Below are 25,812 nucleotides of genomic sequence, written 5' to 3' on the forward strand. Positions count from 1 at the left end.
CGTTATTCTGGCCTTTTTGTTGACGAATTAGTGGCTGGTTTTCTCAAGCCAATATTCATCCGCTTCTTTGATGAATTGGTGTTTGTTTTCAAGCCAATTTTCTCTCACGCTCAAGCTGTAGTTTAAGTAGAGTTTGTCTTCAAAAACGGTGAATGCATTTGGATCACTACTGACCACAAAGCCACTGCTCATGGCATAGGCGCAGTATCCTCCGTATTGCGGTATATATCGCTCAGGGGATTGTTCAAATAACTGTTGATGCTGCTGGCTGGCAAATAACCACTGAGTGCCTTGGTATTCAATCTGAAATTGGCGGTCACCTTTTACGGCTTTATTGTCGGTAAAATAAGCGACAACATCATATCCAGAAACAGCATAACCTTCGTTATTATAGATGGGGTGTTTATTTAAGCTGGTGCAGCCAGCCATGATGAATAATATCAGTGGCAGTAATAGTGTCGTCAGTAATTTCATCTCATATCCTTTGGAAGACTTCGCCTTATTCAGTTGTAAAGTACAACTGGTCTCGCTGGTTATCTTGATAAAGAATGAGACCTAATAAAGCAGTAAATCATTTCAGAAAGAGTGAAATAGCCAAGAATATTTAAATACAAATTGTGATTACAATGCGCATTCACCTTGGCTGAGTTCGTTGGTTAACCTGCGTAACATGGTTTCAGAGGTAAAACCACGGCGTTTAGCCAATACATGTCCTTGGGTATCAAGTACTAAAGTGGTTGGAAAGCCTTTCACGCCACCGCTTTTACGTACAAACATTTTATTGCTTTGCTTAGAGGGTATATCGGCTGAAAAATGACGTAATTCGCGTTTGAGTTGGCTTTTAGAGCCTTTATCCCCGACTAGAGTAAAGTGCACGCTATTGCCACATTCGCCTAATAGCTCTGTGATTATTTTGCCCTGCTTTTTACACCAACTGCAATCGGGTTGAAAGTACATCAACACGGTAGGTTTTTCTGCATGGTAACTCACCGAGGATTGACTGGTGCGCAAATCCTTTAATTGGATTTGCGCCACAGAAAGTGCGGTATTCGTATGATCTGCACTGGCAGTGCTACCGACAGCTAAAGCTGTCAGTAGCACTAGACAGTTAAAGCTTGCCTTCAACGCCAACATAGAATTCTCGACCATGAAGTGGACCATAGATGTAAGCTACGTCATAGCCGCCATCAGCATCATAAAACAGTGGTGATTCACCTTCTTCTATTTGGGTGTAGTTGAAGATATTAGATAAACCGCCATAGACTTTGATGTTATTAGTTAAACTGTACTGCACTTTAATTTCCGATACGGTAAAGGCTGGTGCATCTTGGCTTTTAAGTGAGCTAGGGTCACCTTTGATGTCGTAGCCTTCATAGCCATATTCGGTTAAGTCACGCTCGCCGAACCAAGTCGTGTTCCAATATACTGTCAAATCATCGGTTTTATATTCAAACTCAATACCAGCACGCGTTTCTACAGGTGCAATAGAATAAGATGAGCGGAACACATCGTTGTAATCAAAATATTCAAGACTACCATTTACGGTTAACTCATCTGTCAGGCTGTAACCTGCGACTAAATCGACTGTGGTAACTGATGCATCTTCATCAAGTTGTGACAGAACAGGTACGCCGTCTTCATTTTCTTCAAGCGATGCTAGGTTTTGCACGTTTGAGTGAGCGATTGAGAAAGTACCCGTTAAGGTGCCTGCATCGTAACTTAAGGCATAGTTAGCTGATAAAGACTCTTCTAAAGAATCGACTTCAATTAAGTAACCTTTTTCAGAATCTAGAATACCGTGGTCGGTTTCAAAGAAAGATAGTGGTGCGCGATAACCTCGTCCTGCAGACAAACGAGAAGTCCATGTGTCGCTGTGGAAGTAACGCATATCGACGCGAGGTGCGATAAAGGTTTCATCGATTTCAGTACCTGGTTTTTTCTCATCAATAAAATCAGCTGTGACTTTATCTACACGAAGCGCCATCGCGATTTCTATATCGTCGGTAGGTGTCCAAGTATCTTGTATAAACACCCCTTTCACATCGTAGTCGAATGAATCACTAACGTAAGCTTCAACTTCATGTAAAGCGTCTGTATGTGAGCGCATTTCTTCGGTGCGGATATCGGCACCATACGTTAAAAAGTGAGTGTCATTTATCTCTGTATCAAACTTAGCACGGGCATAGTACATGGTGTCTTCGGCGCGATAATCGATCCCTTCATAGAAAGAGTCTTGTTCGTGTTTGGCATAACTAACAGCAAATTCAGAGGTGGTGTAATCAGTTAATTCTGTTAGTAACTTAACGTAGGCTTCATCACGATTTGTTTCAATCCACTCTGTGGTTTCCCATGCTTTACCAATGTATTCGTTTCGGACATCATCACCGACGAACAAGCTGTCAGATTCAATGCCGTCGTAGCTGCTAATGGCTTCTGAAATCGAACCCACATTTTCGCCAATTACTGGGCCGCCAAACACTTCGCTGCGCACTTTAGCAATACGAAGATGAACATTGTTTGAATCATTTAAATCGTGGCTGACTAAAGAACTGATAGTGTAGTTTTCTTGAAAAGGCGCTTCACTCACACCATTATCGTCATGGTCTTCCTGATCTTGTTTATCGTATTGACCAATCAGGGTGATACCGGTTTTACCGTCTTCAGAGATCCCCGTTGCCATGCCTTTCATTGCGGTAAAATCATGTGAACCTTTGGCAATATCAACAGAAACTTCATTTTCATATGCTTGCTTGGTAACAATGTTCACCGTACCACCAATGGCTTCAGGTGCGATCAGTGATGCTCCGGCGCCACGGGCGATCTCAATGCGATCAACACCAGTTGTTGAAATCGCATCAACGGCATAGTATCCCGAAATCATAGTATGTGTTGGCAGACCATCCACTAAAATGGTCGTGTGTTCGCCTTTCATACCATTGAGCATAATACGTTTAACACCGCACATTGAGCATTCATTTGACACATTAACACCGGGCTCATTATTGATGGCATCTGTTAAGCTCAGCGCATTTTTATTTTGAATCATCAACTCGTCTAACACTTCAGTTTTTTGGATGACATCTTTCAATCTGCCATCTTGCTGTAGTTTCTGACGAACACCTCTTACTTCAATTTTTTCGATCTCATCCTGAGTTGCTGATGTTTCTGCTTGAGTCGAGAAGGTGAGTGCACTGAGTATTGCCGCTGCTAAAATTGAATGCTTCATATTGTCAACTTGTGTGATGGTTAGTGTGGATAGCTTGTTACTTGCGTGTAAAGCTTGTTAGATTTGTTGCAATAATATGGCTGTGGTATTAATGGTGCAAACGCTAATGATTATCATTTAATTAAAGTGTGTACTGGTGCACAAAAGCTTTATTTCTTCGGTTTAATAGATGATCTAGATCAATAAAGTGTCTGCTTTTTTATCGCTGTTATTTAAAGAAGTTGCAGCCTTTAGGAAGGGAGAGGTTTGTCTTTAGTGCTTAGAATGGCTGAGAGATGGAGTATTTTTTGTTTAAGATGATCTGTTTTTTAAATTCAAAATCAAGGTTAATTGTCTAGTTAAAATGCATGGGGCTTGCATTAAATAGGACGTTATTGGTGCTGCACTATGTCGTGCCTACTTCAGTGGAGATATTGCAATTTCAGTGCTGCATTTATCTTAATCTATTCATATCGAAGATTTTTGGGTTAAATGCTACTATAAATAAAATAACAATAATTTCACATCGTCATTTATGCCCAAGCTTAGCGACTTAAAAAACGATAATAATATAGCGCTCAGTAACGAAAGTTTACATTCTCTCCTTTGGGGGCTGTTACTCACTTTTGTTGTGTGTGCTTGTGTGCTGAGTACTTCTGTTAAAGCTGATACCATCGTTATTCCTGAGTTCCAGCAAGGCAGCCTGGGTAAGCAAACTCAGTACTTTAGAGAGCAAGATAACAAGCTTTCATTGAGCCAAGCCCTTGAGCACTTTGAAACGAGCTCGCTCACTCGTGGCAGCAGTAACTCTATTTCTTTAGGCATTGATGTGACTCCAGTCTGGATGATATTTACGGTCAATAACACATCACATTCGCCAACTCCTTACCGACTTTCAGTTGAAACACCCTGGATTGATTACATCGATACTTGGCTAATACAAGATGGAAAAGTGGCGCAACATATTGCTGGTGGCGATGGCTTGCCCTTTGAATCAAGACCCATGCAATATCGTTTTTACGCATTTGAACACGCCTTTGTTTCGGGTGAAACCCAAGTCATTATGCGCGTAGAAACAAAAGGCCCGATGGCACTGCCGATACAATTTAGCTCATTAGAACAAGCCATTCATCGTGATATTAATAGCGGTTATCAATATGGCGCTTTATACGGCATTATGCTGGCGCTTGCGCTATATAATTTGGTGCTTTTTGTATTTATTCGACAGAGAGAATATTGTCTTTACGGCTTATATCTTCTAGGTTTTGTGCTTAATAGTCTGTCTTATACGGGCCAATTACACACCATTATTACCTATGATTTTGGTGTTTACTTTCAAGATTGGCTCGATATATTCCTCATGATTACCTACAGCGTAGCTGGATTGCATTTTGCTCGTTCATTACTGCAAACAAAGGAGTATGCTCCTGGATTAGATCGATTTGTGTTACGCACTACCTTATACATTCCTTTCGGAATGCTGATTGGTTTTATTTTCAATCAGTTGTTTTTCTCCATGGTGCTAGCGTTTTTACTTAACACCTGTTTTGTGGTGCTATTTATCGCCATGGGCGTTAAAGCGCTGAATGCTAAAAAACCATTTGCAGTGATTTTTATTCTTTCCTCTGTCACTGCCGCCATATGTATCACTATCTCAACATTGGCAGTTGCAGGGGTGTTAGTGCCGTATAACGACTACACCTTTAAGGCTATTGAAGTCGGTATGGCGTTCGAAGCCATTTTGTTAGCTTCTATTCTGGCTCGCCAATTTAGAGTTGCTCAAATTGATAAATTGATTGCTGAAAAATACGCCCGCACCGATCCGCTGACTGAGTTAAATAATCGTAGAGGGTTTCAAGAATTAACTGAGCCCCTTTGGCAGCAGATCGTTTATCAGAAGGGTGACGCATCGTTATTATTAATCGATGTCGATTCTTTTAAAGATGTTAACGACACTCATGGTCATAGTGTTGGTGATGAGGTGTTGAAAGCCATTGCGAAAGTGATTTCTGAATCCTGCCGCCAAGGTGATATTTCAGCGCGCTGGGGCGGTGAAGAGTTCATTGTATTTTTACCTCATACCTCTCGCGATAGTGCCATTACTCAAGCTGAAGTGATAAGAGAAGCGATAGAAAAAGTTGAATTTTTAGCGCTAGAGCTTTCGTTAACCTTAACCGCTAGTTTTGGTGTGGCAGGTTCAGTAGCCAATCAGTTTGAGGATACCCCGTTAACTTTAGCAAGGTTTGAGCCTATGATTAAAAATGCAGACAGAGCATTATATATCGCCAAATATAGCGGTAAAAACCAAGTAAGAATAGTGAGTTAACGTTCAAGTTCTCGCTTGTTGAACACTGATTTACAGCTAGAAATATCATTAGCTAAACAAAAATTAATGGTCGAATACTCTTGTAATGGTAGAATGCGCGCAATCAAGCCACAAGGCTTTCATCCCGCTTTGCTTCATATCAGATTAGAGTCATTATGAAACGGATTTTATTACCTACCTTATTAGCATTTTCAAGTGCTGCTGTTGCTGTTGAACCACTATTTGAAACACCAAAAGATATGGAGCCGACTTGGGTCGATGACATTTTATCTGTGTTTGGTGCTGATGGTGAATTTGATGACAGCAAACCGATTGATATGAGTTACTTACCAACTGCTTATTACACGCCTGAGAAAAAATTTGGCGTGGGATTGTTGATGGTAGGCTTATATAAAACCGAAGGTTCTACACCGGAAGAGCAGCCTTCATCATTGGTGCTGAACTCTTTTGTGTCGATGAATAACTCCTATGGTATTGAAGTTGAAAACATGACGTTTTTCAATGGTGGTAAACAAAGGCTGTTACTGGATTTAGAGCTATACAATGAAGCTGCAGTCTACTATGGCCAAGGCATTGAAGATGGCAATATCGATGCCAACCATCATGAGTATGAAGAGCAAGCTTATAGCTTTAAACCTCGTTGGATGACAGAAATTGCTGACAATTACTTTTTAGGTGTTGGAGCGGATTTTACTTATTCTAGTGCTGAAAAACTGGAATTAGTTGAAACTGGTGAGCCGGTTGACGAAAACAGCCTATTGCCGAGTAACTTTAGTTCTGGTGTTGTCGTCACCAGTATTTACGACTCCCGTGACTATCGTTTGAATGCCACTAAAGGTTGGTTATTTCAAATTGATGCAGGGTTTTATCAAAACAGCGAATATTCTACTTTTTCGACCTATAATATCGAGTTAGCCAACTATATTGATTTAAGCTCAACGTCTATTTTAGCTAATGCTCCTGGTTTAATTGCTTGGCAAGTCCAAGGTAATTTTACCAGTGGTGATGTGCCTTGGAATATGCTGCCTGACTTGGGTGGTTCTAGTGCCATGCGTGGTTTCATTAAAGGCCGATACCGTGACGAGCAAATGATGATGGGACAAGTTGAGTATCGTTTACCGATTTTCCAACGCTATGGCATGGTATTTTGGGGCGCGGTTGGCAGTGTTGCACCTAATGTTAGTGACTTAACTGAAGAGCTATTAGCCTCATACGGCACAGGTTTCCGCTTTAAAATCAAAGACAATATTAACTTACGTTTTGATGTTGGTGTGGGCGAAAACGAAACTAACTTTTACTTAAATGTGAACGAAGTATTTTGATGATCTTGCCGATTGATTTTTTTCCGCTTAAGCGTTTGCTCGCCATAGTCTTAATGTTGTCTTTCAGTCAGCAGGTTATTGCTGCGCTTGAAGAAAATCAGTCAGTAGAAAGTCAGTCAATAGAAAATCAGTTAGTAGAACATCAGCCTACAAAAAAGCAGTGCACCCGTCATGCCAATTACGACATTTATCTCAGTGGTATTCATACTGGCACGATGAAAAGAGCGGAAAATTGGCAGGGTAAGTCAGCGGTGGTTACCTCGACAAGTAAAGCGAGCATTTTAGGGATCGGCACTCAATATGATCAACGAGCAGAACTTTCATGGTCTGATACGACCGAAGAATGGATCACTGAGCGATTTCATCAGTTAGTCACAGGGTTTCGTGCAAGGGATATGAAAGTCTCTTTAAGTAAGGACGGGCTTGAATCAGAGGTGGATATTGATGGCGATATCGACCGCTATAAATCGGCTCACATACCGCTAAGAGATGTTGATACTTTAGCGATTCAAATGCGTCAATTGTTAATGCAAGGTCGCAGCCAGTTTGCGTTAGTTAGACAAGCTTCAGATGATATCGAGCCGTATCAGTTGTATGTTAAACCCACGATTAAGGCAACAATTGAACCATGGGGGGAAATGAAATTGATCCCTGTTGAGCAGTCAGGAGCTGAGGAAGTGACCTATTACTTTGCTCCGGATATGGACTATCAGTTAGTCAGAGCTCGCTATCATGGTTTCATTTTACAAGGGGTTATTGAGCTTAACGAGTACAACTCAACATGTGAGCGACTGACACAATAACTGCTTGCTACTAAAGCTTGCTGTGATAAAAATAAGCTGATGCAATATCAGCTTATTTTTGAACGAACTATGTAATCGAACTAGAAAGTAAATCCAGTCTGTATAGCAAAGCCCATATTGTTCTCATCGCTGTAACTTGCTGATAAGTCGAAGTGGAATAAGCTGAAGGTCGATAAGCCGATACCTGCTGTAATACTATCATCAGTGTTATTGCTTAAGTCCGTTTGATAACCCGTTCGTAATTTTACCCAACTATCTGGGAAAAATTCGATACCAATTGCAGCAATTTGTTGATTATCTTGGGTGGCATCAAACAAGGTCGACGTTCCACTGATCTCGCTGTAACCTTCAGACTCATTAAGCTGAACATCAATAGCTGCTACTAAGTAACTATTTTGATAATTTGCACTGACTGTGTAAGTCGGACTGAGTTCGTACTGTCCTTTTACCCCTTCAATTATTTCAGTGTCATAGCTATTTTTGATTAGGTTTTTACCGACAAAACCGAATCCATAACCATCCTTGTGTTGAAAGGCGATACCCACATCTAAGTTGAAGTTACTATCATCATTCTGGTAGCGATCATCATCCCAATCATCAAACTCGAAGTTTTCAATGTCGGTAATATAATTGATGGTATTTACAGTTTGGTACTTAGGTGAAGCACCATAAAAAAGGCTACCAGACTCAAACTGATGCGAGTTTGCTAAGCTAACGCCTATTTCAGATATGATGACGCCCATTGTTAGCGCTTGTGAATTGATATCCTGATTGATGATGTTACTTGGATCGAGATCTTCATCGGCAATATCAGCAAATACTAAGGCGTCAGCATAGGCTTGAGCAAATAAATTAACCGCAACAAGGTTGCTTGGAATAGCAATGGCTAACTGGGTGCCCGCTTGCACTTGAGCATAATTGCCTTGCACCTTTTTAAGCTGATCAATCACCACTTGGGCGTCGGCTTCAGTGGGATTCTCCAAGAACTTGAAATCATCATACACATCAGAAAAATCTTCAACATTCTCAATAAGATCGCTTGGGTCGTTAACATGTGCGCCCAGTGAGGGGATCAATAAACCGACATTGTCATTTTCTTTAAAGTTCGCCGCTAGCGCTGGGTTGTGAAAAGGGGCTGTGAGGTAATCTGCAGTGCTTACGCCTACACCACCCATGGCAAGAGCGCGGGCATCAAAACTGTGGTTGTTTGCGTGAGCAGAAGTAGCAAAGGCGGCAACGATACAAATAGGTAAATACTTAAGCATATTATTTTTAGTTATTTTAAACATGTTCATCCTGTAACACTATGATATAAATTGTTATTTTTAATGTTTTTTCGCAACAGATAATAACAGTAAATGGTTTTTGTTTTTTCATAAAACGTGCAAATATCAACCATTAACACACTGTTTTTGTTAAACTTTGTATCATGTGTAGATAAGTTATGTCATTTTAGATTTTTAGCTCTCTTTTCAATGGCGAACATAACCTGATTTATGTCACTTTTTGTAAAAATTCCATTAGAAATATTCTTTAGGTCTGATTTATTACTGTGAGTAAGCTTTTGCTGTATTTAAGCTTAAGTAAACTACCGCTTTATGAATGAGTTAGTCAGATTTGATGATGGTGGCACTATGCAAGATAGAGGCGTAATTGAGTATTTTCGATGGTTATTTTATAAGGACCGCGAGTTAAGTTCATGGGCATTTAATATTGTCTTAGGCTTAGTGTTATTGTGGGGAATTAGCTGTATTTATGCTGTGATTACTTATATGCCGCAACATGACTTATTAAAAGCGGGGGTGCTTTGGGTCTTGGGGGTGTATTTAAGCATTATTGTATTAGGCGTGCTATTGGGCGTTAAGTCTCAAAAGCCCCTATATAGCTTTATTGGCTATACATTGATGACAACAGGGCCGACCTTGTTACTCAGTTATATTCTCCCCCAAGAAATTCTTCTACCTTTATGCGACGGTTTGATATTTATTGCATTCATGCTGGGTATTATTTTACTGTTATCAGCCAAATTACCTGCTTTGTTTCAATCCTTCATTGCCATACTCTTTGGTATTTTAGTCAGTTTAATTGTGACCGAAATAACATGGATGATGATATTTGATTCCTCTCATGGCCTTTGGCATTGGTTTGGTGCTTATCTGTTTTGTGCTTTTATTTGTTATCACTGGTCACAATACACTGAGAAGGGGAAAACACTCGATAATGCAATTGATTCAGGTAGTGCCCTTTACCTTGAGAGTGTCATATTCATTGGACAAACCTTAATAAACCTGGGCTTAAAGCGCGATTAATCAATGTCTTTTATTACAAGTTATTATCGACACTAAAAATTCATAAACTATTAAAAGTTTCACTTGAGTGTTGATATGGTCTCAGTTGCTCATAATGAATAGTTTACTTAGGGGATATGGTGTCTTTTATCATCTACCCATTTTTATCCTTGGCGTTTTTGATGGATGATGCTGCTCTGTTCGCTTGCAGTTTATGAGTGCTTGCTGAGCAATAATATGATCTAAACAGCAATATTTGATATTTATTTGCACAATTTAGCATCAGGATAAAATTTATCTTTACTTATTTTCGCTTCAGGAATACATTCGCCGAAAATAGTCTATAGGGCTTTCTCACCTTTAGCCGACAAGAACGCTTTACCCTTCCAAAATCTTACATTAAGTAGTACGAAATTGACGATAATCAAGCATGGCAATGTTGAAAACAACATTGTTACCCCTGTAGTTGGTTTAACATTTTTCGCTGTCGCATCGGGCTTTTTAATGAGCCTTATTCCATTGTCATTAGCTCATTTTGGTATCAATCAATCTTTAACGCCTTGGCTTGCCAGTGTGTTTTATTTTGGTTTGCTGTTAGGGGCAACTTGTATTCAAGGGGTCATTAAAAAGCTAGGGCACCGACGCGCCTTTATTATTTTTTTATCTCTTGTGGGTTTGACTGTGGCGTTAATGCTACTCATTCCTCATCAGGTGACTTGGCTCGCTGCAAGATTTATTGCAGGTATGGCTGTAGCAGGGGTATTTGTGGTGGTTGAGTCGTGGTTACTCATGGCTAATTGTCCTAAGCAGCGAGCAAAGCGCTTAGGTTTATATATGGCGGCGCTTTATGGCGGTAGTGCTGTAGGGCAACTGGCTATTTCTGTCTTAGGCACCGAAGGCATACAACCTTATCTGTATGTATTAGGACTACTGTTTTTAGCGACTCTGGCGCCTGTATTGATCCGTTCAGGTCAGCCGATTAGCCACGACCAACAATCGATTAACCGCAAAGAAATTCGCCATATTAGTCGTCCTGCGATTATTGGTTGTATTGTGTCGGGATTATTATTGGGGCCTATTTATGGATTGATGCCGTCTTATCTTAGCCATTCAAGTGCTTATGCTGAGCATACGGGGTTATTAATGGCGAGTATTATACTGGGCGGCATGCTAGTTCAACCTGCGGCGAGTGCCATGTCGACTCGCATGAGCAAGAGCTTACTGATGGCTATTTTTTGTCTATTGGGTTGCTTGGCTGTCATGGGCGTATTGGAGTCAACGAGTGTTGTCATGATGGCGTTAAGCTTATTAATGCTAGGGGCGAGCAGTTTTGCCCTTTACCCAATAGCCATTACGTTAGCTTGCGATAGCTTACCAGTTGAAAAAATGGTGTCTGCTACCGAGATGATGCTGTTGTGCTATAGCGTAGGTTCAGTATTAGGCCCGTTATTGGCGACCACATTTACTCAGGCAAGTAACGGTTTAATTATCTACTTAGGTGTGTGTTTAATTACCACTTGTATTTATATGCTGCTTAAGAGCGCAGAAACCATTTCATCAGGTCAAAAGCCGATTGCTGGGTAGATAGGGTTGAAAAGAAGAACTCCTAATAGGCATTAGGAGTTCGAGTATCAGTTACGCTAGCCAACTAACAAGGCTTATTGATTCAGTTCTAACTGGTAAAAAGTCGCTTGTGTATAGTCGCCACTTTCCATGCCACGCCATTGACAATCTGAGCTGTTTTTCTTGGTATTACATTGGTTGTAAGCCCCTGCTTTGTAATACATCCAGTCAGTGCCGTAGCCTTCATCCACTTCGTGGCCTTGGTATTGACCTTTAGTCAAATCAACCGCGAAGGTTTTTGTTACTTCGTTGTCGGTGCCAGGGTTTTTAGTAAATAACAGGTGCATGGTGTCGCCCGTTACATTGACCTCATAAGAGAATATTTCACCGAGTTTAATGCCATCTTGCGGATCGGCAGCATTCTCACGCAGGTTGTACTCGCCAAATACATTATGACGGATATCTTGACGCAGCTTTTTACCATTTTCATCTTTGGCATCTTGCAGCTCTGGAATCGGGTTTAACTCATAGTTCCATGCGATTGAGCCATATTCATGGTTCGGTAGTTTGCGATAAGAAATCTTTAATGGTTCATTATCAGAGCCGTGAATTTGGCCAATTACGACCGAGTACGCCCCGTTCTTTTTAGGGTTACCGCTGACACTGACATGATCAACCGACAGTGTCGCTTTTAATTGGCCGCCAATAGCGCCATATTCATTGGCGTCAGGGTGAGAGGCAACCACAAAGTTGTTTTTAGGCTCGCCATAATGCTCGGCTAACATGGCACGCAATTCACTGCGGGTATTTTTACTATTTGGCGTCGTCGGAGCTTCATTCGGTGCAACGAACACCAAGGCGCCAGTATCTTTATTAGTGTAGAACCATTCAGGGTGGGCATATGGCGTTTCGGTATTGCCCAGTTGAGTTTTATCAATTTCTAGTGCTTTGCCTTTGCGTTTACCTGTTTTGGTTAATTCCGGTAAGGTAATTTTCCAATTGGTTAAATCAAAATTTTGCGCAGGTGCTTTAGCTGGATCAAGGTTAAATTTTTTGGCGGTATCAGTTTCAACTGATGCCACTGCAGAGCCAGCAACGATAGTTGCAATCAAAACACTAAGTTGGAGTTTTCTCATTGAGCCTTTCCTCTGGAACATGCCATTAAAGTCTACCTAAGATACTACAATAATATTGTATTACAATATTGTGATCGAGTTGGATGATTTGATCAATTGAGCAAAATATTATTGAAATACAGCCCGACTTGAATCAAATGCACTAATTTAACGACTCATTTAACCAGTCATTTAACCAGTCATTTAACCACTTACCCATTTACTCAGTTACTTATAGCGAGTTGAATCTGTTTAAAGCCATGGCAATCGCATGGGTAGCTTGCATAGTACGGGCACTGGTTTTAGTGATGGAGATAAAACCATGCATACAGTCGTCAAAATGCTGATGATGAGTGCTAATACCAGTTTGTTTGAGACGATTTGCGTATGCAATGCCATCATCCCTTAAAGGATCGTAACCTAAGGTTAATATATAGGTATTTGGTGAGTCACTAATGTCATCTGTTAACAAAGGGCTGGCTAAAGGTAATGCGATTTCATTCAATGAGTTGAGGTAATGCCCTCTAAAATAATCCACTAAGGTTCGAGTTAGGAGCAGTTGTTTATTGAAGCCACGGTAGGACTCAGTTAAGCCTTGTAAATCAAGCATCGGATAGATTAAAAACTGGAATGCAGGTTTTGCTATAGCAATAGACGGTAACGCTGATTGCAGCTGCTTTAAGCCGATAATACAAGCAAGGTATGCACCTGCGCTATCACCACCGACTCCAATATGTTCAGCTTGAATATGCAACTCTTGATGGTGGTCGTTAATATAGTTCCATGCGTCAATGGCATCACAAATTGGGGTAGGGAATTTATACTCAGGGGCTAAGCGATAATCGACAGCAATAACATTCATGTTGCCATGTTTAGCCAAGTACCGACAAAAACGATCATGGGTATTTAAACTACCAATCACACAGCCTCCACCATGAAAGTACACCAGTGTTTTTTGCGCAGTTTTAACTAAGTCAGCATCAATCTTTTGCTCGAAAACAGGATAATATGCACGGAGTTTGATTGAGCTCTCTTTGTCAGTATGTGTGGTCACAGGGATACTTGAGTCGATAACCTTCGCCATTTCAATCTTACTTAAACCCAATAATCTGTCCATTGTGCTATAAACATGTCTAAATACTTTTGGCGGCAATTTATGTAATGGCGCTAAGGTCAGCAGTTTGGCTGCCATTCGTTGTTTAGCTTCTAACTTTGGCGCTTGTAATCTTATCGATGTGGCGCTTTGACTCATTTATTCATTCCTTTTTATAAATTACAGTTTGGACCAATTGACGACTTAACACCTTCATAAACAAGCGGTTGATAACAGGAGGTGAAACACTACTTAAGCAATGTAACATACTATAAAGCGACCCGACTGTTCTATGGGTTCTAGGTTGATTAACTTGCTTTTCAATCACAGTAATCACTTCTTCAGCGGTTAAATGCCGACCTAGTTTTGTCATCACTTTAGCGGTTTTTTGTTGTGTATTAAGCATTTTAGTAGCGATAAATGGCGGCAGCACCTCGCATAGCCGAACTCCATATTGAGCAAGTTCTAACTCAAGTGCTTCAGTGAGCCCTTTACTGCAAATTTACTGGCGGAGTAGCTTGCTAACTCAGGCACACCATGATCACTGCTTGCAGATGACATATTGATAATGGTGCTAGTGTGGTTTTGTTTTAAATAAGGCAGCACAGGCAAGTATTGAAATCCATACCGCTTGAAGAGGTAGCCTTGCAGTTAGGCTTTTACGATGGCGCTAATTTCAGTCATAGCTTTAAACGATGTAAAAATATCACCCCGAGCCAATATCGAAAGCAGGTAAAAAAACAATACTAAAACGGCCAATCATAGATTGGCCGTTTTAAAGGTCTTGCACACTACTTACTCAGAAGATCGAGAAGTTTATTAAGGCTGCATTTGTGCTTTAGCCGCTTCAACTTTTGAAAAATCTAATCCTAACTCAAGTACAGCTTCTTTAATCAACGCTGGGTTTTGCATTACCATCGCCATTAGCTGTTGTAGCTTTTCAGCAGGAATGCCAAGTTGACCGATGATATTCATCGCCATCATTGGGTTTTGAGTTAATGCTTGAAACACTTCACTGATTTTTTCATCACTGACACTGTGTTCTTTTAACAGGGCAATAATTGGATTCATTGCTAGACCTTGTGGTTAATTGAAGAGCTGAAGATTTTAGCATAAAACAGCCAAGATTCACTTGCCTTGTTAGCTGAAGGTATAATTTTAATCTGAAGAGTTGGAGGTTTATTCATAAACTCACACAAGCCTCATTTTTCTCTTCTAACCATAAGTTGTATTCGTAATTTCTAGGGCCTGTCGATCTTTCAAGGTTGTTTTTGCAGCGAATTGTTGGCCATTTATAAAAGGCAGAGACTTTGTGGTGTAGTTATTCTACATAAAAAGTCGATAACGCAGTAAAAATGGCCAACAAACGCTGCCCAAGGGATTCGATTAAAACGCTTTTATTTCGAACAAAACTTAACCAGCAAAGATCAACATGCCCTAGCAGTAAGTCAAAAAGTATAAGCTGATTTCCTCGAGAAATATGCAGAGATAGTTTCAGGCTGATGATATTCAAAAATGAACAAAACATAACTTGTTAATAAGGTACTGCAATCAATGAAAATATCTGTTTTTAGAGCATGAAATACAGTTCCGTATCAGCGATTAATTTGTTACTCTGTTTTGGCATAAAATAACAATTTTATATGTAATGGATCATCTATCGCTAATGGAGTTAGCAATGTATTCCTTCTTAATTTCACCTGAAAATGTACCGTTCAGCATCGCTTCTTTAATCGTGATATTTCTTGGTATTTTCGAGCTGATGTCCCTCATTTTCGGTTTGAGTTTGATGGGCGCCATAGATGACTGGCTAGCTTTAGATACCGATGTATCAGTTGATGGTGATGTCATCCCCAATGGATTTACAGGCCTTTTAGGTTGGTTGTGCCTGAATCGTCTGCCGCTGTTAATCTGGCTTGTAATGGCACTATGCAGTTTTTCTATGGCAGGTTATGGCGTTAATTTCTTTTATCTACAAGCCTCTGGCAGCTTAATATCCTTGTGGGTTTCATTTCCTTTAGCGTTATTTTTCATGTGTTTAACGTGCCGTTACCTAGGGCCAATACTCGCTAATTTGTTACCTAAAGATGAAAGCTCTGCTATCGATATCGATTCACTAAATGGTTGCGTTGCAACAGTGACTGTTGGTGAAGCTAAAGCAGGGATGCCAGCAGAGGCTGTCGTCAGAGATATCTATCAACAAAAGCATTACGTATTTGTTGAACCTGATGAGGCAAAGCAAGTATTTCCCCAGGGCTCACAAGTCGTGCTGTTGTCCCGTCAAGGTAAAGTCTGGTCTGCTGCACGCTTGAACTCCACATTTTAGAAAGGACTCTTTATTGCGCTGATATTGCTATTAATGCCGATCTTTATGCCTAAATATAGTGCTAGAGCGAATGTGAAGTTGCAGATAAAAACAATAATACTTTTAAGGATCTTAACTCATGGTGATTAACCGCTTTTAGCTTTTATAAATGTTGACCTATTTTACAGTAAAATTTTACAAGGAAAAAAAATGGAAACACTAGCAAGTTTTAATTCTGGTAGCTCATTTACTTTATTGATTGCCGGTATCGCGATTATTGGTTTTGTCGTTATTGGGCTCATTTTCGCCAAGCTTTACAAGCGGGCGACGAAAGAAATGGCATTTGTACGTACAGGTTTTGGTGGTGAGAAAATCATTAAAGATGGTGGTGCTATCGTCTTACCTGTGCTGCATGAAACGATTTCAGTCAATATGAATACCTTAAGAATTGAAGTTGAAAAAACTCAAAAAGACGCATTAATTACTAAAGATAGAATGCGTGTTGATGTTAAAGCAGACTTTTATTTACGCGTTGCCCCAGATGCAGAAGGCATTTCAATGGCAGCGCAAACACTAGGTAGCAGAACCAACCGTGTAGAAGAGCTAAAAAAGTTGATGGAATCTAAATTTGTCGATGTGCTACGGGCTGTAGCAGCTGAAATGACGATGACGGAAATGCATGAGCAACGAGCTGACTTTGTGCAACGAGTGCAAAATAATGTTGCTAATGATCTAGAGAAAAACGGTTTAGAGTTGGAGTCGGTATCCTTGACTGGATTTGACCAAACGGATTTACAATTTTTCAATGAAAATAATGCCTTCGATGCCGAAGGTCGAGCGAGATTAGCTAAGATTATTGAAGAAAAGCGTAAAGAAACCAATGATATCCAACAAGAAAATCGAATTAAAATAGAGCAGCGTAATCTTGAGGCTGAAAAAGAGTCTTTAGAAATTGAAAAGTCAGAAGAAGAAGCGCGTTTGATCCAACAACAATCCTTAGAATTTAAACGTGCGGATCAAAAAGCAGAAATTATTAAGCAGAAAGAAAGCAAAGCTCGTGAAGAACGTGAAGCAGAAATTGCTAAAGAGCGAGCTATCGAAACTGCTGAAATTGAAAAGAATAAAGACATTCAAACCCGTGAAATTGATAGACATAAGTCTATTGAGCAATCTCGAATTCAACAGCAGCGTGATATTGAAGTGTCTGAGCAAGATAAGCGTATTGCAGTCGCAGCAAAATCAGAAGAAGAGTCAGCTGCTCGCGCCCGCGCAGCTGAAGCAGAAAAAACTAAAGTCGAAAAAGAAGAGGGCGTCATTACAACCCGCCAAGTCGCTGAAGCCAACCGTCGCAAAGAAATTGAAGTGATCGATGCTCGTAAAGAAGCTGAACGTGATGCCGTAGGTGTGACTGTTCATGCTGAAGCAGAAAAACGCGCTGCTGAAGATAAATCCAGTGCCATTTTAATCGAAGCCAAAGCCAGTGCGGATGCGAAAAAACTGAAAGCCGAAGCTGATGAGAAAGTTTACGCTGTTGAGGCAGCTGGTAAACAGGCGCTTTATGAAGCTGAAAATGTGTTGCGAGACGAGCAAATAGCATTACAGAAATCATTAGCGACATTAACTGCGCTGCCTGAGATTGTTGCACAAACAGTTAAGCCACTAGAAAATATTGAAGGAATTAAAATTCTTCAAGGTTACGGTACTGGTAATCAACATGCGTCGGGTGTGACTGCGCAAACACAAGGTGGTATTGCTGACCAAGTAACAACAGCTGCATTAAATTATCGTGCCAATGCGCCAGTGGTGGATGCTATGCTGAAAGAATTAGGCCTCGTTAATTCAGAATCTGGCTCACTTAATGATTTACTAACAGGTAATAATGACATGATGAACGGTGGGTTGTTCGGCAATGATGAAACAGCCCAGCAGACCGCTGTGGAGGTTAATAATAACTCAACAAATGAATCTGATACTGATTCAGTTGGACACTAATAAATTAACCCTAATCTTAATAGTAAATAGATAAATAAGTGATAATCCCTGTTAACCAAGTTAACAGGGATTTTCTATGTCCTAGAAAACGATGATAGCAAGCATCCTAATTGCTTCGAAGATATTAACAAGGGTGGGTTAATGGTCAGGTACCCTGCTTAGTATTTGTTTTTTTTAAAGCTTATCTTTCACTAGCATCTCGAATGAGCTTTGGTATATTACAACGCAGACAGATGTAAGCGAATGGATTCAACATGACATCAAATAGACAGCAACTGATTGGGTTGCTTGAACAAAATGCGATTGATGAGAGCAAAATAAACGATGCCCTTATCATCAGTAAGGTGCAACCAAGTAAACACCATTGGGTTCACTTTTTTAATCAACTATTAGCCTGGCTAGGTGGTCTTGCGATCACTTTTTCTGTGCTGTTTTTTATCGCGTTTAACTGGCATGAGATGGGTAAGTTTGCCAAGTTTGCGCTAGTGGAAATACTGATTGTATTCGCCATTGTTGCCTATTATCAGTTAAACAAGCTCGCTCAGAAAACATCGAAATCACTAGATGACTCAAATCCTCCCCCTCTAAAGTCCATCATTCCAACAGTATCTGAGTCGGTTGTTAAAGTGCCGTTATTTATGGCCGCCGTTTTCTTTGGGGTGTTATTAGCCTTATTTGGACAAACCTATCAAACAGGCGCCGACCCTTGGCAGCTATTTTTTAACTGGGCTTTATTAATCCTTCCTTGGGTTGTCATTGGCCGCCTTGGCGCACTTTGGATGTTGTGGGTTGTCTTAATTAATGTCTCTATTTTGCTGTATTACCTAAATTTTGGCGGCAGACTAGGCTGGTTTATTAACCAAGAACTGAATGCTTTATGGGTGATATTGTTATTCAATATCGTGGCGTTAGCTTGCTGGGAAGGTTTCAGTCGTCATTACCATTGGCTAAAGGCGCGTTGGGCACCAAGGCTGCTGGCTGTCGTCAGTGGCGCTTGCATTACATGGCTAATGGTAGGCAGCATTTGGAGCTTTACTCATGATTCATATCTTCATTCTGCTTTTAAAGAATTAGGTTTTTTACCCATCACCATTTGGCCGCTTTGGTTGCTGGCAATGTATGTTTGTTATCGCCATTATCAAAAAGACTTATTTATGCTGGCTGGAACATTATTGTCAGCCAACATTGTCATTATCAATTATGTTTCGGCATATTGGCTTGAAACATTGGAAGAAATTGGCCTGTTATTGATATCAAATATGATGATCGCCATGGCAGCAGGTTCGGCTATTGGGCTGCGTAAAATCAATAAGGAGTGGCAGTCATGAATGAGTCATTAACCCCAGAGGAATTCGGCTCAGAGTCACTGACCCAAGAAAAAGCTCATAACCAAACTTCGTTATGGCAAAGCTTATTGCACCACGGAGTGGTATCAGGTGAGCAACCCGCTAAAGCAGAAATCCAATCGCCGTGGTTTGTAAAACTATTATTGGCTATTTCTGGTTGGTTTGCCGCGCTGTTCTTTCTTGGTTTTTTAGCTCTAGCGATGGAGTTTATTTTTGACAGTGATCATGGCGCTTTTATTGTCGGTGCAATTCTGACCCTAGGTGCTTATGCATTATTTACGCTCAATAAAAATGAATTTATCGAACATCTGTCATTAGCGGTTAGTTTTAGTGGGCAGATATTAATTGTCTATGGCTTTATTCAACATTTTGATGATGACACCTGCTGGTTGTTGGCGACAATATTGCAATTTTGTCTGATGGCGATAATGCCCAATGACATTCACCGCTTTTGTTCAGCCTTCTTTGCTGCCTGTTGTTTTATCGTCACCTTAGCCATTTTTCAGCTGCCTTTTATTGCCACTAGCATCATATTACTGCTTGCCTGCTGGCTTTTTTTGCATGAGTTTGAGCGTAAAGGACAAACTAACAATCCGCTGTTAAATAGTCTTTTTTCAGTGGTTTTATTGCATAAGCGGCCAATCGCTTATGGTTTGCTATTAGCGCCTTTAGTGCAAACATGCTTTATGTCATTTCAATATGCTTGGTATGGCTTAATTGAAAGTGAGTTGTTATCAACGGAGTCACTTACTGCGCCCTGGATGGGTGATGTTTTATTGGCTTTAGTGTCGCTATATGTGGTGTGGCAAATAGTAAATCGATACCCAGAATTATCGGTTAAAGTGCGTTATAGCGTACTCGTAATCAGCCTGTTGGTTTCAGCGCTGTCGTTTGAAGCTCATGGAATTAATATTGGCTTTTTAATTATGGTGTTGGGCTTTTCAGCCAGCAACAGATTACTGTTAGGCTTAGGGGTTATAGCCTTGGTCACCTTCATATCAGCATATTACTATTTCTTAGATTTCAGCCTATTAGATAAATCTTACACGCTGATGTTAATAGGTGTTTTTTTACTGGCTGTGCGCTGGGCCATGCTCAAATTTGTGACCAAACAAAGGGAGCAAGCCGATGCCTAAATTCTCTAAAACCGCAATCATGACAAACCTCAATACCATTATCTTAGTCGGCACCTTGGTGTTGATATTAGCTTTAGTTAATTGGCAGATATTTCAAAAAGAGCAGCACATACGCCATGGGGAGTTAATTTATCTTGAACTGGCACCGGTAGATCCTCGCTCGCTAATGCAGGGCGATTATATGGCGCTACGATTTCAAATGAGTAACGATATTCGCAGTGCGCTCAAGTTGCGTCAAGAAGAGCTGCGTAAAGAGGAGCAGGTTCAAGAAGAGCGGGCTCAAGAAGAACAGATTCAAATAGAGCAAAATCTTACTGAAGCGGAATCAAGTGCTAATTCAAATGATAATTCAAGTGCTAACCTAAGCACTAGCTCTGCAACCAATGAACAAGCTGAAACTGACCGACAATGGCGAAAACTACCTAATCGAGACGGATACGTGGTGGTGAGTGTCGATTCACGCAATATCGCGACTTATCAAGCCTTATATGATGGGCAGGAGCTAGCAGCAGATGAAATGCGCTTACAGTATCGAGTCAGAGACGGCAGGATCAAATTTGCCACCAATGCATTTTTCTTTCAAGAAGGTCACGCCAGTGTCTATGAAGCTGCAAAGTACGGTGAGTTCAGAGTCAATCAACAGGGTGAAGTGCTATTAACCAACATGTTTGATGCTGAGCTGAATAAGCTTGAACCTCTAATAGCAGCAGAAGAGTAGCACTGGTGCTTTAGCCATTTACAACAAGTCTCACTTGATTATGGCCTTAACAGGCTAAAACCTTAACCTACATAGGCATGATAAGATTAATGACGGGGCATTATATTGATTATTAATGAGAAACTAACTGGAAAGGAAGAAATCAAGCGTGCATCTGTGTAAATACCTAAGTAGTATGTCCACGGGTTAGCGCTAATGCTAGCTAAGTTACTGATAAAGCATAGATGAGTTTGTAAGGCTTGGTTAATATAAGCACTTTTGGACTTTTTGTTTGTAGCTTAACTCACCTATAAAAATAAAACTTAATTCATTAATAAGGGAAATATAAATGAATCTTGTTCGTAAAGTGTCGGCTGTTGCCGTTGCTGCAATACTTTCTGCTTGTTCTTCTACCCCTGTAGATAATTCACCAAAAAATCTTACCACCGTTGTTACTGCCAAAACGACGTTAAATGGATTATATATGCCTGATAATAAGGGTACACAAACCATTTATACTCGTGAGAACATGCGTGCGATTGATCAAACTGCTGAATTTGATAGCTTTTACATGCGATGGGCAAATTTCGATTACACCACAGTTTTTAGAATTGAAGACAATTTATTGTGGCAAATCGATAACGATAAAGAAAAATATCGTGAATGTCCGTTAAGCGGATGTACAACCGGCTTTGATGAGTTTATGGCAAAAGCACAAGAGTCTTCTGATGATGAAGAAGAGTATGAAACTTATGCAGATAAAAGCTGTAATGTCGAATTAGTTAAAAATGATTTTACGATTGCTGCTACGAATCAACAGCGTCGTATCAGTGGCTTACTTTCTGAAGAATTTAAAGCAACTTGGACCACTGAGTTCAAAGATGAAAATGGTAAAGTGGACCTTAATTTAATTCAATTTGTATTTTGGACTACGACTCCAAATGAAGAAATGACTGCTGCTTGGAAAGTGCATAAGAAATCGACTGAAAACTATTTAAGTAAGGTCGGTGATAAAAATGCTTTAGTACGCTTGTTAGGTGAAGACGGTTTTAAAGCTATTCAAGGCTTTAGTGGCGATGTTGAGAGCAGTGATAGTCAGCAGAAAAATATGATTAGCCAAAAGTTATCAGTTATTAAAGGTTATCCATTATCGATAAAAATGGAATGGTTTCAAAAAAATGAAGCTTGCCCTTCAGCTAAGAAAAAGCGTTCAGATAACAACCTTGATTTCTCTGAAGGGCTAGGTAATGCAGCGACTAGTTTCTTTGGTAATATTATCAAAGATGAAGCTGATAAGGCCGTTGATAAGGTGGTTGCAGAATGGCAAAAAGATGCCCGAGTTCGTTACTTATATGAAATTACTTCAGTATCTGAAGAATTAGTACATGATAGCCAGTTCCAAATACCGAATGGTTTTACAATTGAAGATAGACAGTAAACAGCCATTAGTGAGCCTACAGTCTAAGGCCTGAATTTGGTAAATACAGGAAATGGATAAATAGGAATAAAGCACTCTTTAGCTGAAAGATATGCCTTACTATCACACTGTTTAAGTGAGATAAGTAAGGCATTTTTGTTTGTGATAAAAATACCTTCAAAATTCCAATCTATATTCCTCTGGGCTACGTATGGTTAATTATTGATTTAGCGAATGAAATAATTAAAGGATTGTAAAATGCGAGCCATATTAATGTCAGTGGTGGTATTTCTGCTAAGTGCATGCAGTACCACTTACCCAAATCAGCAGGTGACGGGGCAGGTGTTTCCGTCGGTGTCTGGTGAGAGTTTAGCGCAAACTGCAATGAACTTTCCTGAGGATGTGAGTGGCCAAGTGACTCTATTGTTAATTGGCTACAAGCAAGACTCACAGTTTGATATTGACCGTTGGCTGATAGGTTTGGATATGACTCAAACCCAAGTTGCGGTGTATGAGTTGCCGACGATTCAAGGCATGTTTCCAAGAATGTTCAGTACCTTAATCGATAATGGTATGCGCGCGGGCATTCCAAAACCACTATGGAAAGGTGTGGTGACTATTTATGAAGATGGCGAACAAGTGCAAGCCTTTACCGGTAATGAAAACCCGAATAATACTCGGGTGGTATTGTTAAATGCAGAAGGAAAAATTATCTACTTTTATGACCAAGGTTTTTCAGTTGCTGCATTAAATGAATTGAGGGCAAAACTGTGATTACTTCAAGGCTTGTCTTTATTGCTATTTAATTATCCCTTTACTGCCTTTAGCTAGCATTCATTAAGCTTTATTTAATTGTTAACCATGACAATGGATTTATGTTGATGTAACAAGGGTGATGGTTGTTCCGTTCTCTCGGTGTTAATTCGATTAACATTCATCGCTAGCTTAACTTACTGCCGCAATTTACTAATGATGGCAGCGGAATAAAAATAACAATAACTAGATCAAGGAGACCTCTCGTGAAGAAAGTCGGGATAGTGCTTATGTGCTTGTTGATGCCAGCAGCGTCAATGGCTGCAGAGCAAGTCAAATCAACACAATCAGTTCAAAAAGCAGCGCAAAACACCACATTATCAGTGGATGTGTTGTGGAAGCTAAGCCGAATCGGCAATCCAATTATTTCACCAAACGGTGAGTTTATCATTGCGCCTGTAACCCAATACGATGTGCCTGAAGATAAAGGTGCCACTCAACTATGGTTGTTTGATAAAGACGGTAAAGGCCAACGCCCTATTACAGCCAAAGGGCTGAGAGCGAGCGAACCGACTTTTTCACCTGACGGTAAGACATTAGCCTTTGTTAGCAAGCGTGATAAAGACGAAGCTGGCCAAGTATATTTATTACCAATGGATAAAGCAGGTGAGGCGCAGCGCTTAACTGAAGTGCCTGGTGGTGTAAAAGGCATTAAGTGGGTTGGCGACAATATTTACTTTATTAGTAATGTGTTCCCAAATAAAAACTGGGACGAAATGTCGGTTCAATTAAAAGCCAACAAAGATACTAAAGTCTCTGCACACCAATGGAATGCATTACCATTCTCAAGCTTTGATCATTGGATTGACGAAGACCGTGAAGCACACGTATTTAGTATTCCTGCTAAAGGCGGTGACATTGCGGCTATTACTCAGCCATTAAACAAGCAGTTACCACGTTCATCGCAAAGTAGTGGCAACTACGATATTTCGCCAGATGGTAAGTTAATTGCCTTTAATAGTAATGGTTGGGATAACCAAGTTGACCCTAAAATTGATATTTTTATGGCAACAATTGGCAGTGGTAAAGTGGAAAACTTAACGGCTAACAATGAAGCGCCAGATACCAATCCAACCTTTAGCCCTGATGGTAAAACCTTAGCGTTTACCCGTCAGCTTATTCATGGTTTTTACGCTGACACAGCGAACTTAGTATTGTTAGATGTGAAAAAGCGTTCTGAAAAAGTGATCACAACTGACTGGGATCGCTCAGTGGCTCGCTTTAGCTGGACTGCAAATAACAAAGGTTTTTACGCCGCTATTGATGATGCTGCAACCCGCCGTATTTTCCATATCAGTGCTAAAAATGGCAAAGTAAAACCAATCACTAAGCAAACCAACTTTGGCGCACCAGCGATTGCAAATGACGGTACTATCGTTGCGGCAAATGATAGCTTTTTGTACCCAGCACGTTTAGTGAAAGTTAATCCTAAGAATGGCAAAACCACTCGTTTAGACAGCTTTAACGATGATGTTTTAGCAGATGTTGATATGGGCACTTATGAGTCAGTAACTTATAAAGGTTACAACGATGAAGATGTGCAAATGTGGGTACATTACCCGCCAGGATTTGATAAAAGCAAAAAATATCCGTTAATGATGCTTATTCACGGTGGCCCACACAGTGCGATTTCTGACGGTTTCCATTACCGCTGGAATGCACAAACGTTTGCCTCTTGGGGATATGTAACGGCATGGCCTAACTTTCATGGTTCTAACAGTTTCGGTCAAGACTATACCGACAGTATTAACCCAGATTGGAAAAACAAATCATTAGAGGATGTGTTTAAAGCAACTGACTGGTTTAAAGCTAAAGACTGGATTGATAACGAGCGTTTAGTGGCTGGCGGCGCAAGCTACGGTGGCTACTTATCATCGATTATTCTCGGTCAAAAAGATCAGCCGTTTAATGCGCTATTTATCCACGCTGCTGTGTATAACATGTACTCGCAAATGGCCGCTGATTTCTCGGTCCACAGCACTCGCTTTGGCGATTACTGGGATAATCCTGAGATCTACAAATCGATCTCTCCACATTACGGCGCTGAAAACTTTGACACTCCAACCCTAGTGGTACACGGTCAATTAGATTACCGCGTGCCAGTGGGTCAAGGGTTTGAGTTGTTCCGCACCTTGCAAACTAAAGGGATCGAATCGCGGATGATTTACTTCCCTGATGAAAACCATTGGATCATGAAGCCAAACAATTCAATTTATTGGTACAACGAAGTTGAAAAGTGGATGAACCAACATGCTGAGCCAGGGGCGAAGTAAACTCGCTTAGTTTTTGGTTAAAATACTCATTAACTTGATGGTGAGAAGTAATGCCGAGCAATCTGATCGCTCGGCATTTTTGTTGTTAACGGTTAATTATTAGTTGCTGCTTAATTGC

Annotated in this window: 22 protein-coding genes; 14 read left to right on the forward strand and 8 right to left on the reverse strand. The window is 40.4% G+C overall.

All coding sequences use genetic code 11. The annotated features are described in order from the left end of the window. Positions 1 to 27 precede the first annotated feature (27 nt). From L2737_RS14105 to L2737_RS14115, 3 genes are all read right to left on the reverse strand, one after another. Entirely contained in the window at positions 28 to 474 is a 447-nt protein-coding gene (locus L2737_RS14105) for a YHS domain-containing (seleno)protein (RefSeq protein WP_248956118.1), read from the reverse strand. 147 nt (positions 475 to 621) lie between these two features. Beyond that, positions 622 to 1,149, reverse strand: coding sequence for a TlpA family protein disulfide reductase (locus L2737_RS14110; RefSeq protein WP_248956119.1), 528 nt, complete (start codon positions 1,147 to 1,149; stop codon positions 622 to 624). Next, positions 1,109 to 3,226: a TonB-dependent receptor plug domain-containing protein gene (locus L2737_RS14115; RefSeq protein ID WP_248956120.1), complete on the reverse strand. Its 2,118-nt coding sequence runs from the start codon at positions 3,224 to 3,226 to the stop codon at positions 1,109 to 1,111. Before L2737_RS14115 ends, L2737_RS14110 begins: the two co-directional genes overlap by 41 nt. A gap of 622 nt (positions 3,227 to 3,848) precedes the next feature. Between L2737_RS14115 and L2737_RS14120 the strand changes: the two genes are divergently transcribed. The 3 genes from L2737_RS14120 to L2737_RS14130 all read left to right on the forward strand — a co-directional run bounded on the left by L2737_RS14120 (position 3,849) and on the right by L2737_RS14130 (position 7,656). Continuing rightward, positions 3,849 to 5,531 carry a sensor domain-containing diguanylate cyclase gene (locus tag L2737_RS14120; protein ID WP_248956121.1) on the forward strand — a complete coding sequence of 561 codons (1,683 nt, stop codon included), beginning with the start codon at positions 3,849 to 3,851 and terminating at the stop codon, positions 5,529 to 5,531. Between the two features lie 155 nt (positions 5,532 to 5,686). Continuing rightward, positions 5,687 to 6,853, forward strand: a complete 1,167-nt coding sequence (locus L2737_RS14125; RefSeq protein WP_248956122.1) for a BamA/TamA family outer membrane protein — start codon at positions 5,687 to 5,689, stop codon at positions 6,851 to 6,853. Beyond that, on the forward strand, positions 6,850 to 7,656 hold the full coding sequence (locus L2737_RS14130) for a hypothetical protein (RefSeq protein ID WP_428848390.1): 807 nt from the start codon (positions 6,850 to 6,852) through the stop codon (positions 7,654 to 7,656). Before L2737_RS14125 ends, L2737_RS14130 begins: the two co-directional genes overlap by 4 nt. Positions 7,657 to 7,736: 80 nt before the next feature. Here the strand turns inward: L2737_RS14130 and L2737_RS14135 are convergent, their stop codons facing one another. Beyond that, positions 7,737 to 8,945 carry a conjugal transfer protein TraF gene (locus L2737_RS14135; protein ID WP_248956123.1) on the reverse strand — a complete coding sequence of 403 codons (1,209 nt, stop codon included), beginning with the start codon at positions 8,943 to 8,945 and terminating at the stop codon, positions 7,737 to 7,739. Positions 8,946 to 9,254: 309 nt separating this feature from the next. On the opposite strand from L2737_RS14135, the gene L2737_RS14140 reads away from it, so the two are divergent. Next, on the forward strand, positions 9,255 to 9,965 hold the full coding sequence (locus L2737_RS14140; protein ID WP_248956124.1) for a hypothetical protein: 711 nt from the start codon (positions 9,255 to 9,257) through the stop codon (positions 9,963 to 9,965). Positions 9,966 to 10,358: 393 nt separating this feature from the next. After that, positions 10,359 to 11,528, forward strand: coding sequence for an MFS transporter (locus tag L2737_RS14145; protein ID WP_283108351.1), 1,170 nt, complete (start codon positions 10,359 to 10,361; stop codon positions 11,526 to 11,528). A gap of 74 nt (positions 11,529 to 11,602) precedes the next feature. Here the strand turns inward: L2737_RS14145 and L2737_RS14150 are convergent, their stop codons facing one another. The 3 genes from L2737_RS14150 to L2737_RS14160 form a co-directional block, all read right to left on the reverse strand. Then, a complete protein-coding gene (locus L2737_RS14150; RefSeq protein ID WP_248956125.1) occupies positions 11,603 to 12,643 on the reverse strand; it encodes a polysaccharide lyase family 7 protein in 1,041 nt (346 codons plus the stop codon). 211 nt (positions 12,644 to 12,854) lie between these two features. Continuing rightward, on the reverse strand, positions 12,855 to 13,874 hold the full coding sequence (locus L2737_RS14155; RefSeq protein ID WP_248956126.1) for an alpha/beta hydrolase: 1,020 nt from the start codon (positions 13,872 to 13,874) through the stop codon (positions 12,855 to 12,857). A 306-nt stretch (positions 13,875 to 14,180) separates the two neighbouring features. Then, positions 14,181 to 14,276, reverse strand: a complete 96-nt coding sequence (locus L2737_RS14160; RefSeq protein ID WP_248956204.1) for a hypothetical protein — start codon at positions 14,274 to 14,276, stop codon at positions 14,181 to 14,183. A gap of 54 nt (positions 14,277 to 14,330) precedes the next feature. On the opposite strand from L2737_RS14160, the gene L2737_RS14165 reads away from it, so the two are divergent. Then, positions 14,331 to 14,465, forward strand: coding sequence for a helix-turn-helix domain-containing protein (locus L2737_RS14165; RefSeq protein ID WP_267869180.1), 135 nt, complete (start codon positions 14,331 to 14,333; stop codon positions 14,463 to 14,465). A 69-nt stretch (positions 14,466 to 14,534) separates the two neighbouring features. Here L2737_RS14165 and L2737_RS14170 read toward each other — a convergent pair whose 3' ends face one another. Next, positions 14,535 to 14,786: a DUF2999 family protein gene (locus L2737_RS14170; protein ID WP_102527746.1), complete on the reverse strand. Its 252-nt coding sequence runs from the start codon at positions 14,784 to 14,786 to the stop codon at positions 14,535 to 14,537. Positions 14,787 to 15,393: 607 nt separating this feature from the next. On the opposite strand from L2737_RS14170, the gene L2737_RS14180 reads away from it, so the two are divergent. The 8 genes from L2737_RS14180 (at position 15,394) to L2737_RS14215 (ending at position 25,694) form a co-directional block, all read left to right on the forward strand. Further along, entirely contained in the window at positions 15,394 to 16,041 is a 648-nt protein-coding gene (locus L2737_RS14180) for a YqiJ family protein (RefSeq protein WP_248956127.1), read from the forward strand. A 189-nt stretch (positions 16,042 to 16,230) separates the two neighbouring features. Then, positions 16,231 to 18,012, forward strand: coding sequence for a flotillin family protein (locus tag L2737_RS14185; RefSeq protein ID WP_248956128.1), 1,782 nt, complete (start codon positions 16,231 to 16,233; stop codon positions 18,010 to 18,012). A 254-nt stretch (positions 18,013 to 18,266) separates the two neighbouring features. After that, a complete protein-coding gene (locus L2737_RS14190) occupies positions 18,267 to 19,340 on the forward strand; it encodes a DUF2157 domain-containing protein (RefSeq protein WP_248956129.1) in 1,074 nt (357 codons plus the stop codon). Then, the gene (locus tag L2737_RS14195) at positions 19,337 to 20,494 is read left to right on the forward strand and encodes a DUF4401 domain-containing protein (protein ID WP_248956130.1); all 1,158 of its coding nucleotides are present in this window, start codon (positions 19,337 to 19,339) and stop codon (positions 20,492 to 20,494) included. The genes L2737_RS14190 and L2737_RS14195 overlap by 4 nt, the downstream gene beginning before the upstream one ends. Beyond that, positions 20,487 to 21,212 (forward strand): GDYXXLXY domain-containing protein, encoded by a 726-nt coding sequence (locus L2737_RS14200; protein WP_248956131.1) that lies wholly within the window; start codon positions 20,487 to 20,489, stop codon positions 21,210 to 21,212. The genes L2737_RS14195 and L2737_RS14200 overlap by 8 nt, the downstream gene beginning before the upstream one ends. A gap of 328 nt (positions 21,213 to 21,540) precedes the next feature. Beyond that, positions 21,541 to 22,629, forward strand: a complete 1,089-nt coding sequence (locus L2737_RS14205; protein WP_248956132.1) for a hypothetical protein — start codon at positions 21,541 to 21,543, stop codon at positions 22,627 to 22,629. Positions 22,630 to 22,866: 237 nt separating this feature from the next. Further along, on the forward strand, positions 22,867 to 23,382 hold the full coding sequence (locus tag L2737_RS14210; protein WP_248956133.1) for a hypothetical protein: 516 nt from the start codon (positions 22,867 to 22,869) through the stop codon (positions 23,380 to 23,382). A 245-nt stretch (positions 23,383 to 23,627) separates the two neighbouring features. Next, positions 23,628 to 25,694 carry a prolyl oligopeptidase family serine peptidase gene (locus L2737_RS14215; protein WP_248956134.1) on the forward strand — a complete coding sequence of 689 codons (2,067 nt, stop codon included), beginning with the start codon at positions 23,628 to 23,630 and terminating at the stop codon, positions 25,692 to 25,694. Positions 25,695 to 25,812: the final 118 nt, after the last annotated feature.

Origin of the sequence: Shewanella electrodiphila, from assembly GCF_023283985.1 — a bacterium.
GTDB classification, from domain to species: domain Bacteria; phylum Pseudomonadota; class Gammaproteobacteria; order Enterobacterales; family Shewanellaceae; genus Shewanella; species Shewanella electrodiphila.